Source organism: Paludibacter sp. (assembly GCF_009712605.1).
Taxonomy (GTDB): Bacteria; Bacteroidota; Bacteroidia; order Bacteroidales; family Paludibacteraceae; genus Microbacter.
Genome location: NZ_WASO01000014.1, coordinates 231,387 through 245,121, shown reverse-complemented (window position 1 = coordinate 245,121; position 13,735 = coordinate 231,387). Strand labels below are relative to the sequence as shown.

Here is a 13,735-nt window from a genome sequence, read left to right as displayed (position 1 = left end):
CACTGAACGTTGTTTGTTGTGGTTACAAACAACGTCCGGTTTAGGCTCAAGTTATGATATTGCCTAAACTTACACAAAGAAAAGTTATAATTTTTCCGGTTTATACATAACAAAGCTCTGTAAGATAATAAGCTATCAAATATTATCAGAAACATAACAATGAGGATAAATCATGTCTGAACATAAATTAAAAACTGGAATAAGTATTATTGATGGGATAAAAACTATCGGGTTGATTATGGGATACCATGTTCAATTAGAACAACCTGTCAATATGAAAAAACAAAATTCACCAGCTGTTGATTTAGCATGGTTTAAAGAAGAAAATCATAAATTTCCATTATTTATATTCGAGGTTGAAAGCTCGGCAAGTAATGGGATGGTATATAATCCTATGAAAGTATTCTCAAAGAAGAATGAAAAATTTGAAAAACCACTATTCTTTTTTCAATTAGTATTAAGTAGTAGTCATGATTCTTCTCGCATCAATGATTTAAAAGAGACTTATGGTACTTATAATTATAGAATTTATCGTATTAAAACTGAAGAAAGTCAACATTTTTTACTTGATATTCTTGAACAGCATCGAAGAATTTCCCAAAATTTAGATGTAACTCAATTGATCAAATTTTTATTGATGTCTAAATGGATAGAATTTGATTTACCCACATTAACAAACCACATAGAATCATTAGATTTTGAAAAAGAAAGCGGAACTCTATTAAGCTCTTATATTCTTTTAGCGAGCCAATTCCAAGAGTTAATTCCAATTGCATCTGAATATCTTAAGAAAATCCATGTTGATTTTTACTCGAATATTAATAAGGTTCTATACAATAATTATATGGGAAGCAACTGGTGTTTTCCTATTCACCTCGGTATTATTTATGCATCCAATGATGATTTAGATGCTAAGCATAAAGCGATTCTGCAATTAAAATATTGGCAAAATAATGATTCGCATATGACAATGATAGGCCCTCACTTTGGTCTTTCGCAAGATTATGATGAATTTATAGTATGGGGAGCTGGAGGATTATTTGGAATTTTATCTTCTTTGTTTTATGATAATCTTGATATGCGCTTTTATTTTGCCAACCAACTAAAAATAATTATAGATCAGACACATCCTAAATATAAAATTCCCAATTTGCTCTGGCTTCTCCACATTATTCCTCCAATAAAAAAAGTGAAATATTTTTCAATTATGCAATCAAAGTTCTTAAAGATATAAATCATTTTTCTTTAGAATTATTTTGGAGCCCCCCGTTCCTTAATCATGATGAAGATTTTATAGAATCATTTTTAGAACAATCTGATAGCATATTTGGATTTCAAGACTACATTAATTTATTAAAGAATAAACAAAAACATAAAAGTATCTCAACAATACAAGTCGCCTGTAAACTATTGACAAATGATTCTTATGATGATAATATGAGCAAAGTAATCATATCAACATTTTGATACTTTAGACATAATAAATTCTAGTATCCACAACGAACAATTTTTACAAATATAATCTCTCTCCATGCTTCCTATACCCCGTTTCCTGCTTCCGTTCCTGCTGCTGGCTTTGGTCTGTTTCAATGCGGCAGGGCAATCGAAAAGCCTCAACGTTACCTATATTGCCAACGAAGGTTTTTTGTTGCGGTCGGATCATCACAAGGTATTGATCGACGCGCTGTTTGATGAAAGCTACGGTGCCTTTGCCGTGCCAGATAAAGCGGTTTTACAAAACATCCAGCAGTCGGTAGCACCTTTCGACAGCATCGATGCGCTGTTTCTCACCCATTATCACAAGGATCACTGCAATCCGGTATTGATCAATCAGTATCTAGACAAACATCCGGCTACTCCCTTGGTCACCAGCAAGCCATCGCTGGTGTTTATCGACGGAGATTGTTTCGGATTCGTCACCAAACAGACGCAATTCCGTGAGATGACACCGGCAGCTAACCAGTCGGTAAACAAAACCGTGGCAGGAATGCAGGTTACCGCCTACGGGTTAAAACACCTCACCTACCTGCGCAATGGCATCGATCTGGAACAATACATGTTCAACATCAGCTTCCTGATCGACATGGACGGGGTAAAGATCTTTCATTCGGGTGACATCATGCCCGAGGCTTTTAGCCGTTATCTGGCACTGCATAAAGGCTGGAACCTGCATACCGATGTGGCTTTTCTCTATTATAAGATGCTGGAGGCCGATCCCAAAGAGTTGAAACAGGTTTTGGATGTACTCCGGCCACGTTATATTGTCCCCATGCACATTCCACCCACCGAAATTGCGCAATGGCAGGCAAAACTGTCCGAACTCAAAAAGCAATTTCCAGGCATCATCTTTTTCGCTCAGCCGATGGAAAAAGAGACTCTTACAATACCATCCAACAAATAATGTTTATTTAAATTTTCCACTATGCAACCTCAAATTTTCCGTCAGTCCGGTAAATGGATGATTTTCATCCTGATGATTGCCTCTTTGGTTTGTCTTGATGCAATTATTAATACATTGGCCGACAACAGATTCGGTTTATCAATCCTGATTGGCGTGCTGATTGTGCTTCAGGTATGTATGGCGCTGTTTTACCAGCTCACCATCACTGTCACTGAAGAAACAGTCTCTTTCCGCATGGGTATCGGGCTGATAGGGAAAAGCTACCGCATCAGTGACATAGAATCGTGCAACGCGGTACAAAACAATTTGTTGCTGGGGCTTGGCATACACTACTTCATGGGAGGAGTACTCTACAATGTATCGGGGAGAAAAGCCATTGAACTTCACTTTAAGAATCACCGCAAGGTGGTACGCATCGGCACCGACCGTCCCGAAGAGATAGCAAAACTCATTAATTTGCTGATTAACCGATAGAATTTTCTCTTTGCTGATTTGAATTGCGAGAAGTTATCTTCCGGAAAGTTTTAGCAACCTGCTTTGGTTAATTTCAACGATACATCCTACCTTTGCATCCTACTTACCAACCCGCAACAATGGAACGACTTCTCAAACAAATCGAATTTATCAAAGAGATCGACAAAATCAAGTTTATTTTTCGCAAAACCAGGTTAATCAGCAGTAACCGCAACGAAAACGACGCAGAACACAGCTGGCATCTGGCGATGATGGCGATGGTACTGGCTGAACATGCCAACGAGCCCGTCGATCTGCTAAAGGTGATGAAAATGGTGCTGATTCACGACATCGTAGAAATAGATGCCGGCGACATTTTCATATACGACTCAACCAAAAACCACACCAATACCGAAGAAGAACTGAAAGCTGCCAAACGAATTTTCGGTCTTTTGCCAGAAGAGCAGGCTCAGGAGTTGACTGCCCTCTGGGAAGAGTTTGAAGCAGGAGAAACAACCGATGCCCGTTTTGCCAAAGCTATGGATCGTCTGGAACCTCTGTTGCAAAACTCATCAAATAATGGCGGTACATGGAACGAATTCGGAGTGAATTATCAAAAGGTGTACGACAAAAAGAAGCTGATCAAAAACGGCTCCGAAACTATTTGGGAGTACACGGAAAAACTGATCAATGATTGCGTGGAACAGGGCATTCTGAAAAGATAATAATCTCACGATCATCCTCAGATAACACTTCTTTAGACGTTATGAAACCGGTATTCGCTCGTCATATAAAAGATACATACCCAGAAATAGCACTACATGCAAAATAAATTTATCTCTTTTCTAAAAGCTTACTGGATTCTAATACTGTTAGTTGTGACTAAAATTGCATTGCAATTTTCTCTTGTTCACCCCTGTTATGAACTGCACCGTGATGAATTTTTGCATCTCGACCAGGCCAATCATCTTGCATTCGGATATATTTCAGTTCCGCCATTCACATCTCTACTCTCAAAACTTATTATGCTGTTGGGTGGAGGAATCTTTTGGATTCGTTTTTTTCCGGCTATGTTTGGTGCACTTACTATTGTTGTAGTGTGGCTAATGGTAGAATCACTTGGTGGCAAATTGTGGGCAAAGTTGCTGGCATCAATCGCTATTCTTTTTTCCGTAATTGCCCGTATCAATATTCTTTATCAGCCAAACTCATTTGAAATTCTGGACTGGACGCTAATATTCTGGGCTCTGATTCAATACACAACAACCCACAAAAATCAGTGGTTATATACAATGGCAGTGTTTGTGACGCTTGGATTTTACAACAAATACAATCTGATATTTTTGCTATTCGGACTTATTAGTGGTTACACGTTAAGCCGTGAACGTAAAATATTCATAACCAAATCACTTTGGTGGGCCATTTTATTAATCACGGTTTTTATTGTGCCCAATATTATCTGGCAGATCATGCACGATTTTCCTGTCATCAAACATCTGCATGCACTTCAATCCAAACAATTGGATCATAATTCGGGTTTCGGGTTTCTTTCTGATCAACTGAAATTCTTTGCAAGTTCTATTTTAATTATTCTGGCTGGGTTATTTTGTCTATTATTTTACAAACCCTTCCGCTCTTATCGGTTTGTTGGTATATGTTTTATTTCCACCATTACCATATTTACTCTCTTAAAAGCGAAAAATTATTATGCTTTGGGACTTTATCCAGTAATTATTGCTTTTGGGAGCTTGTATACCGAAACTATTTTTAAAAAATAGAACAAACTGGTAATATCTCTTCTAATGCTAATAATCATTGCCAGCTTCGGTCTCACTTACAACATAATATATCCTGTGATGTCTCCCGAACAAATAAGCGCTCATCCTGATGCATTTGAAAAGTTCGGAATGTTACGCTGGGAAGATGGAAAAAACCATCAACTCCCTCAGGATTTTGCAGATATGGTCGGGTGGCAGGATATGGCAAACAAAGCACTCATGGCTTATAAAACAATTCCCGTCAACGAACAGGAGAGCACACTAATCTTTTGCGACAACTACGGTCAGGCCGGAGCTCTGAATTATTACAACCGAGGTAAAATGAAAGAAGCTTATTCATTCAATACCGATTATATTTTCTGGCTTCCTAAAATGAAGAATATTAAAAATATCATTTTGATAGGCAATTTACCAAATAAAGATGTTCTGTCGCAGTTTGAAACGGTGCAACAGACCGGCACTATTGAGAATCAGTATGCTCGAGAAAAAGGGACATGTGTGTTTATCCTCAGAAATGGGAAGCCCGAATGGACCTCCATGTTTTATAAACTGGCTAAAAACCGTATATTGGCCAATGATATTTTCTGAAATTATACCACACTTTTGGTAGAAAAATAGCCTGTTTGAGTTATTGATAGGCATTTCTGAGGAGACTACTTTTGCAATAAAAAAGTATCTCTATGTCAGAACATATTCAATTCCCCGTAGGCGACCAAACGCTCGCCATCCATGCCGGTGAAGCGCCCGATCCGGTAACTCATGCATCTTCGCCCAATCTGGTAATGTCTACCACTTATATTGTCGATACCGACACCAAGTTCTCGGTTGAAGGACTTCAGGAAAACGATCCCTGGATTTATACCCGTTGGGGTAATCCCACGGTGCATCAACTGGAACAAAAACTTGCCGCACTCGAAGAGGCCGAAACTGCCGTCGCTTTTGCCAGCGGTATGGGAGCTATCACTACCCTGCTCTTCCATCTGCTACGCCCGGGCGACCACGCAGTGGCGAGCGATGTAGCCTACGCTGCACTATCGGAAATTACCAACGACATGATTCCTGAGTACGGGATTGAAATCACCAAGGTGAACACATCCGACGATGAAGCCGTTAAGAATGCCATTCGGCCCAACACCAAGTTGGTTTATATCGAAACACCGTGCAATCCGTTGCTTCGCCTGACAGACATCAAAGCTGTTGCAGCGCTCGCTCATGCAGCAGGTGCAAAACTGGCAGTAGATTCTACTTTTGCAACACCCTTAGCCACCAAACCGTTGCAACTGGGTGCCGACTTCGTGATTCACTCTCTCACCAAATACATCGGAGGACATGGCGATGCTCTGGGAGGCGCTATTCTGGGAAGTAAAGCCGATTTGACACCACTGCGTAAAAAGACGGCAATACGCTTCGGAGGAACTCTCAGCCCATTCAATGCATGGTTGATTCTTAGAGGAGCAGCTACTTTTCCGTTACGGATGCGCGCACATCAGGAGAATGCCCTGAAAGTAGCACAGTATCTGGAAAGCCATCCCAAAGTGGAACGGGTCATTTATCCCGGTTTGCCATCGCATCCTCAATATGAATTAGCCAAACGGCAAATGAAGAATTTTTCGGGCATGTTGACTTTCCGTGTAAAAGACGGGGCTGCACAGGCAAAAATATTCGCGGAAAAATTGCAAGTAATTCACTATGCCGTTTCGCTCGGGCATCACCGTTCGCTTATTTTTTACCTGAATGGCAACGACTTGCTGCAAACTTCTTTCAAATTCAGTACGCCAGAGCAATTGGCTTCATGGAAAGAATTTGCAGGTGACGGGCTGTTTCGCGTTTCCATTGGATTGGAAGATGCCGATGACCTGATAAAGGATTTGGAGCAAGCGCTCGGAAAATAATACTTAATGAGTAAAGGTACGGTAGTGAGTAATCGTACTTACTTGGTTCTTCCTGATTTCAGACTATTGGTTCTATGAAACAGAATGATTACATTTGTTTCACAATAACAATTACACTCCCAAATACAATGGAAAATCAGGAAAACCAAATCAACATCGAACTTTCGGCAGAAGTGGCTGAAGGTACTTATTCCAATCTGGCTATCATCTCACATTCATCATCTGAATTTGTGGTTGACTTTATACGTATTATGCCCGGCACACCAAAAGCAAACGTGAAATCGCGTATCATTCTGACTCCCGAACATGCAAAACGCCTGCTCTTTGCGCTGGAAGAAAATGTAGCAAAATACGAATCTGTTTTCGGCAAAATCAAAACAGCCGATGGCGCTTTCAATCCTCCCATGCCACTGAATTTCAACGGCGGAGAAGCTTAATGAATTGACAGTTGACAATTGATAATTGACAATTCGATAATAAACTCCTGTCTATATTACCTTCTCCATAACATGCTGAGGGTCTAAAAAAAAAAACACCTCCCTGATTCATTGCGAAACAGGGAGGTTTTAGGTTTAAAACTACACAGATGCGGTTTTTGCCGCTTTTTTATTTTTTAGCACTGACATAGACCTTATACTGCCAGGGCAATAACGTTGCTCCCTGAAGGCGGGAAGCATCCGTTTTCATATTTTGGAAATAGTCGGAAAACTCTCCTGAAGGCTTAGCTTTCGTAAAGTTCACTAGCTGGTTCTGGCTACTCAGATTCAGGACTGTCAGCACAGAATTCCCTTTTACTTTGCGTTCAAAAATGTATACGGACGGACTGGTAGTCGCATAACGTATAAACTGCCCTTTCTCCTTGCCGACAGCCAAAGCAGGTTGTGTATGTTTCAACTCATTCAGTTTTTTATAGAAGTTGAACACGGTAGGATTATTCCAGTTGGGCACTGTGTCTTTTTCAAAGAACGAGAGACGCTTTTTCAGACCAATTTCCTGTCCGGTATAAATTAATGGCATACCGGGATAGGTATAGGTAAGTACAACAAACGCATTAGCACCGTCTCCCATCCGTTCATATTCCGTACCATTCCATGAATTTTCATCATGATTGGTCACAAAGTTCATTTTGAACGAAACCGGATTATATATCGAATCATGATGCGCCAAAACCTTATCAATATCGGTTGCCTGTTTCTTACCTTTTGCAATATCGTTCATCGTACTCAGCAAAGGCCAGTTATAATCGGCATGGAAAGCTTTTTGGGCAAGCTCGGCTTTATCGGCTTCGGCCAGCATAAATACAGGCTTGATTTTATCAAGTTTTGCACGGGTGTCATTCCAGAAATCGGTCGGCACTTCACCAGCCACATCGCAACGGAAGCCATCCACGTCAAATTCTTTCACCCAATAGGCCATTGCATCCTGCATGGCTGCCCGCATCGCGGTATTTTTATAATCGAGTTTTGCCACATCGGTCCAGTCGAACGGCGACAAAATATGGCCTACGCTATCTTTCACAAACCAGTCGGGGTGCTGTTTTACCCACACGTTATCACGCCCGGTATGATTTGCCACCCAGTCAAGTATTACTTTAAATCCCATTTCGTGAGCCTTCTGTACCAGAGCTTTGAAGTCTTCTGCCTTTCCAAATTCAGGGTTGATTCCTTTATAATCTTTAACGGCATAATAACTACCGAGAGTACCTTTCCGGGCTTCCTGCGAAATCGGATAAATGGGCATAAACCAAAGAACGTCGACCCCAAGTTCTTTCAATTGCGGCAAATGATTGGCAAAAGCATTGAAAGTGCCTTCAACAGTGTACTGACGGACATTGACCTCATAAATGACCGCATTTTTACTCCATTCTTCGGGAGATTGGGCTTTCTTTTCAGTATTGCAGGAAGCCAGCAACACACTGATAAATAAAAATAAAAACAGATTTCTGACTTTCATAGTTATTAAGATTATTAATAGGTTGCAAAAGAACAAATTAGTCTCATACATTATTTTCCGCTATAGACATTGAGTACAGGCAAAGCTTTATTGCTGAAATCGTAAAACGCCTGATTTTCCCAGTTAGAGCCATTTGTAGCTGTAGCACCTTTCCATGCAATAAATTCCCCACCCCAGTAACAAAAGCCAAGCCCTCCGGTAAACGAACAGGAAATTTCCTTGATTTTGGCCAGAAAGTCATGCTGCCCGGTTGGAGTAGCAGGATAACCATTCACCAATTGGTCTGCGGTGCCAACAATATTATTCGTCCAGTCGTTCCATTCCAGTGTAAACGGATAAGCAGTTTCTGCAATGACTACACTCTTCCCAAATGTAGATGCCAGACTCTTCAAGGAAGACTTTAGTGCATCAAGATCTTTGCCGTGAAATACAGGATAATATGAAATCCCAATCACGTCGTAATCCAAGGATGTAAACTGCGAAAAAAGCCAGTTGGCATTAGTTGTTCCGGCACAATGCAAAATAATTTTGGTTGCGGTATTTGTTGCTCGCACAGCCTTAATTCCTTTATCGAGCAATGCCGTGAACTGACTCATATTATCGTATTTACCTATCGGCCACAAGAAACCGCTGTTTATTTCATTTCCAATCTGAATGTAATCTGGTTGCATTTGGCTCATTATGCGTTGAGTGTAAGCATAAACGCTGTCTTTCAAGGAAGCAAATGGACAAGCTGACCAAGCTGCAGGCAAACTCTGAGCCCCAGGATCGGCCCATGTATCGGAATAATGCACCGTCAACCAGACTTTTAATCCTAATGCTTTCGCACGTTGCACCATCGTTTTTACTTCAGAAAAGCCAGAATGTCCGTCAGCCGGTGCATACCACAATCGAAGACGAATGGTATTACAACCAGCGTTCTTCAACGTTGTGAGCATGTCTTCTGCCTGTCCCAACTGATTATACAGAATGACTTTTGCAGCCTCAATCTGAGGAAGAAACGACACGTCAGCCGCCTGAACCGGACAACCTACGGGAATAGTGACTTGCTCTGTTTCCGTTTTTCCGCACGAAATAAACAGTACGATAAGCAACAGAGACCATACATATTTCAATATCCCGGGCATTAGTGCTTGTCCCTGACAAAGACCACAGAACCGGATGCAATCAACAAACAGATACCGGCTATCAGCAATGCGTAAGTGGCATCAGAATGAAACATATGTTTCAAAATAGGGCCAGCCGACAAACTGCAAATAATCTGTGGAATGGTGATGAAGAAATTAAAGATACCCATATAAACTCCCATCTTTCGTGGAGGAATGGAGCCTGCCAAAATAGCATAAGGCATTGCTAAAATGCTTGCCCACGCAATACCGACTCCCACCATCGACAAGATAAGCCAATACTGGTTCGTAATGAAAAAGATGGAAATAAGTCCTAATGCACCACAAATCAAAGAGATGGAATGTGTAATTTTCCGATTGGTTTTGGCGGCAATCCAGGGAAGTGCCAATGCGAATACCATGGCAACCAAATTATAAACACCAAAGAGCACGTTTACCCAATCGGCAGCAACCTGATAATTAGGCGATTTGGCATCTACCGCGCCATATACATGCGCAGCTACAGCCGGAGTGGTATACACCCACATAGCAAACAGCGCAAACCATGAAAAGAACTGCACAATACCCAATTGTTTCATAGTTAGAGGCATCCGCGCAACATCCTTGAAAATATCGAGCAGACTTTCTTTTGATTTTTCTTCTGACGGTTCATCCTTTTGAAACTGACGATACTCTTCCGGAGGATATTCTTTCGTTTTTACTATAGTCCAGATAATTGTACCCAACATCACGGCTGCACCGACATAGAATGCAATGATAACATTCACGGGAATTTCTCCCTGCGGAGTGCTTTTTCCGATACCCATCCATTCCGACATCACATAAGGCAACCATGAACCGATAACAGCACCAATACCAATCAAAAATGTTTGAATGGAGAATCCTGTAGTCCGCTGTTCATCAGGCAATATATCGGCCACCAAAGCACGGAAAGGTTCCATGGCTACATTGAATGAGGCATTCATAATTGTCAACATTCCTGCCCCGATAATCAATGGTGAAATCACGGCAGACAAAGCACCTGAATTAGGCATAAAAATAAGGGCCAAAGCAGCAAGGATGGCACCCGCCAAAAAATACGGTTTACGCCGCCCTAATTTACACCACGTACGATCGGAATAATGACCGATAATCGGCTGAATGATAATTCCGGTAAGCGGAGCAACTACCCAAAACCAGGAAAGCGATTGTACGTCTGCTCCAAAAGTTTGAAGAATGCGACTGGCATTGCCATTTTGTAGAGCAAAGCCAAATTGAATACCCAAAAATCCGAAATTCATATTCAGGATTTGGGCTGTAGATAGTCTGGGTTTAGTCTTCATGTTATTGTTAAGGTTCAATATGATTTATCTTCCTGTTTCTTTTATCAGCGACCTCACTTTTTGGTTGAAGTCATCACTCGTAAGTAATTGCTCCAATGTGATATGCATTCTGTATCTCCAGTAATGACGCGGGTTTGCCGGAACATTGATACGTTCGTCGTGCGGATTTACCCTGCGAATTTCTCCATCGATAGACAGCCAGTCCTGCAGAGGTAAAATCGTCAGAATGGATGGCGCCCACAAGTGATTTCGTACAATATTGCTACAAATCCATGGTTCGGCATACATAGGTGCTTCCCCCCATTTTCCCAACACCTGATTGTAGTATTGCTGACGCAATTCACCATCCTCTTCCCACCATCCGCGGAGCGTGCTCATGTCGTGTGTGGATGTGGTGGCAACCGACAGGTAGGGATAATAGTTCGTGTTGGCAAATTTCTTGGTCGGATCTTTCGGCATACGCTGAATTTCAAGACTTAGCATGTGCAACTGTTTCATCACATAAGGAACACAAGCCGGTATCATCCCTAAATCCTCGGCACATACCAGCATTTCAGTAGAGGTGATAAGATCCGGAAGTTTTTGCATTGCCTGTTCCGACCAAAAGTAGTTGTGGCGTTGATAATAAAAGTGATCGTACAAGCGGTCGAATGTATATTTATCACTATCCGACAATGCTTTATAGCTGTAAGTATACTGCGCTGTAATACGTGGATGAAACTTTTGCGGATCACGCGGATCTCTCACGAATAATACCTCCGCAACCAAAGCATACAGCCCGTCGCGCACATTCGTATCTTCTCCTGTAGCCACAAAATAAGCCTCAATCTTACGTTGCGTACTGAATTCTTCTTTGAGTCTGAAAGCCCCCGATCCATTTTCAACAAGGTACTTTGCAATGACTTCGTCAGTTGCATTACCAAACATTTCATTCAGCTGGTAGTAACGGATATACGGTTTCAAATGTCTCTCTTCGTCAATCCAGAAACCGTTTGCCTGTAACTCTTGTCTACTCATAGGAAGCGCCGGACTAAAATGCCCCAACAAACCCTGAACAGCATCCATCGGAATTTCCCAGATACGGAAAAAGCCGAGCAAATGGTCAATACGGTAAGCATCAAAATAGTCGGCCATTTTGGTAAATCGTCTGCGCCACCATCTAAAGCCGTCCTGCTTCATCCGCTCCCAGTTGTATGTCGGAAAGCCCCAGTTTTGACCTGTAATGGAAAAATCATCTGGAGGAGCTCCCGTTTGAGCATCAAGATTAAACAAGTGAGGTTCCGTCCACGCTTCCACGCTGCACGGACTTACTCCGATAGGTATATCCCCCTTCAGGATAACTCCCTTAGAACGGGCATAATCCGAAGCTTCTTTCAACTGACAATGTAAGTGATATTGTAAAAAGCAGTGAATGGCTATTTCATCATAATCTTTCGAATTTTTGTCGCACAACTCCGCAATTACTTCAGGACTGAAAGTGGCATATTGTTTCCACTGACGAAAATCAACTGTCTTAAACTTGTCCCTCAGATAACAAAAAGCAGAATAAGGATACAGCCATTCTTGGTTTTGTTCCGCAAATTCCTGATAAGCGGCTGTTTTCATGACTTTTGCAGACTGCTCTTTGTATGCTGTCCTATAGATTTTCCATTTAGCTTCCGATACAGCCTCATAGTCAACTTCCGGCAATGCGTTCAGCTCCTTCTGCGTTGACGATGCAAATTTCATCACCTCCTTATCTTTGAGCTTGCCAAACACTGAAATACTCAGGTAGAGCGGGTGCAATGCAAAGATTGTATTGGCATTATAAGGATAGGAATCCGTCCAGGTATGAGTCATGGTGGTGTCATTCACCGGCAATAACTGAACAACACGCTGACCTGTATTAGCAGCCCAGTCTACCATTTTTTTCAGGTCTGCAAAATCACCAATACCGAAACTTGTTTCCGAGCGCAAAGAGAATACCGGAATCGCAACTCCTGCACATTTCCAGGTCGGATTAATTCCCCGGTAAACACCACATGTAACGATGATTTCCTCTCCTTTCGGAGGCAATGTATTCAACGTACGGTTCGTTCCGTTTTCCCATTCTTCCACTGACAAGGCTTCCGGATCTGCTATTGCGAACTTGTATTCAAACGGAGCTTTCAGCTTCGAGCGATCAAGCGTTATAGACCATTCCGGAAAGTTCTCGTTGCTCATCAGGAGTGGTTTCTTAACCTGCCAGTTTCCCAAGACCGCATTGTTACCAACAAGAGCCAAACATTTACCATCACGAATCTCAGGTGCAAAAACCCTGAAAGTAATTGATGATACTGCTTTTGAAGGTGCTGGTTTGGTCTTCTTGCCGGGAGCAAAAAAAGCTTTGGTAAACGCAGATGAAAAGAACGGGCTATTATAGGGAATACCCATCCACTGATCTTTGAGGTGATACACTGCAATGCTTTCCTTAGGCGCGAAAACACGTGGCCTCCCCCACTCTCTTATAATAGCTCCTTCCTGATCTTTAACATAATAAGAATATGTAAACGAGGGAACATCAGACGGGATGTCGAGCGTGAGTTGCCATAGATGGTTTTCAGAAAATGACATTTCTGCGGATTGTAACTCCGGTATTGATCCCTCTACGTAAACTGTTTGTCCCCACGAAGTAAAATAATCTACCGAAAAAATTAGTTTCATACGCCTCAAAATATTCGACAATCTATTCATAATCGATTGTCCATTAATGTTTCAACAAAGGTTTTTCCTGTAAAAAATCCTCTTAGAAACACAACACTTTTATATTTCAATCTCTCAAGTCGTTATA

At 41.5% G+C, this 13,735-nt stretch carries 12 protein-coding genes; 8 read left to right on the top strand and 4 right to left on the bottom strand.

All coding sequences use genetic code 11. From position 1 onward, the window contains the following. The first annotated feature begins 172 nt into the window (after positions 1 to 172). The 8 genes from F8N35_RS11310 (at position 173) to F8N35_RS11275 (ending at position 6,961) form a co-directional block, all read left to right on the top strand. Entirely contained in the window at positions 173 to 1,234 is a 1,062-nt protein-coding gene (locus F8N35_RS11310; RefSeq protein WP_293052902.1) for a hypothetical protein, read from the top strand. 297 nt (positions 1,235 to 1,531) lie between these two features. Beyond that, positions 1,532 to 2,401, top strand: a complete 870-nt coding sequence (locus F8N35_RS11305) for an MBL fold metallo-hydrolase (protein ID WP_293052899.1) — start codon at positions 1,532 to 1,534, stop codon at positions 2,399 to 2,401. 21 nt (positions 2,402 to 2,422) lie between these two features. After that, positions 2,423 to 2,875: a hypothetical protein gene (locus tag F8N35_RS11300; RefSeq protein ID WP_293052896.1), complete on the top strand. Its 453-nt coding sequence runs from the start codon at positions 2,423 to 2,425 to the stop codon at positions 2,873 to 2,875. 119 nt (positions 2,876 to 2,994) lie between these two features. Further along, complete coding sequence (locus F8N35_RS11295) at positions 2,995 to 3,579, top strand: HD domain-containing protein (RefSeq protein WP_293052894.1); 585 nt, start codon at positions 2,995 to 2,997, stop codon at positions 3,577 to 3,579. Between the two features lie 96 nt (positions 3,580 to 3,675). Then, complete coding sequence (locus F8N35_RS11290) at positions 3,676 to 4,632, top strand: glycosyltransferase family 39 protein (protein WP_293052891.1); 957 nt, start codon at positions 3,676 to 3,678, stop codon at positions 4,630 to 4,632. A gap of 24 nt (positions 4,633 to 4,656) precedes the next feature. Next, entirely contained in the window at positions 4,657 to 5,220 is a 564-nt protein-coding gene (locus F8N35_RS11285; protein WP_293052888.1) for a hypothetical protein, read from the top strand. A 92-nt stretch (positions 5,221 to 5,312) separates the two neighbouring features. Next, positions 5,313 to 6,524, top strand: a complete 1,212-nt coding sequence (locus F8N35_RS11280; RefSeq protein ID WP_293052885.1) for a PLP-dependent aspartate aminotransferase family protein — start codon at positions 5,313 to 5,315, stop codon at positions 6,522 to 6,524. A gap of 128 nt (positions 6,525 to 6,652) precedes the next feature. After that, positions 6,653 to 6,961 (top strand): DUF3467 domain-containing protein, encoded by a 309-nt coding sequence (locus F8N35_RS11275; protein WP_068705146.1) that lies wholly within the window; start codon positions 6,653 to 6,655, stop codon positions 6,959 to 6,961. Positions 6,962 to 7,130: 169 nt separating this feature from the next. Here F8N35_RS11275 and F8N35_RS11270 read toward each other — a convergent pair whose 3' ends face one another. Genes F8N35_RS11270 through F8N35_RS11255 form a run of 4 tightly spaced genes read right to left on the bottom strand, consistent with a single transcriptional unit; the run spans position 7,131 to position 13,608 of the window. Further along, positions 7,131 to 8,477, bottom strand: a complete 1,347-nt coding sequence (locus tag F8N35_RS11270) for an alpha-amylase family glycosyl hydrolase (RefSeq protein ID WP_293052877.1) — start codon at positions 8,475 to 8,477, stop codon at positions 7,131 to 7,133. A gap of 50 nt (positions 8,478 to 8,527) precedes the next feature. Continuing rightward, a complete protein-coding gene (locus tag F8N35_RS11265; RefSeq protein ID WP_293052874.1) occupies positions 8,528 to 9,592 on the bottom strand; it encodes a glycosyl hydrolase 53 family protein in 1,065 nt (354 codons plus the stop codon). A gap of 11 nt (positions 9,593 to 9,603) precedes the next feature. Next, the gene (locus F8N35_RS11260; protein ID WP_293052871.1) at positions 9,604 to 10,926 is read right to left on the bottom strand and encodes an MFS transporter; all 1,323 of its coding nucleotides are present in this window, start codon (positions 10,924 to 10,926) and stop codon (positions 9,604 to 9,606) included. Between the two features lie 24 nt (positions 10,927 to 10,950). Then, positions 10,951 to 13,608 (bottom strand): 4-alpha-glucanotransferase, encoded by a 2,658-nt coding sequence (locus F8N35_RS11255; RefSeq protein ID WP_293052868.1) that lies wholly within the window; start codon positions 13,606 to 13,608, stop codon positions 10,951 to 10,953. Positions 13,609 to 13,735 lie beyond the last annotated feature (127 nt).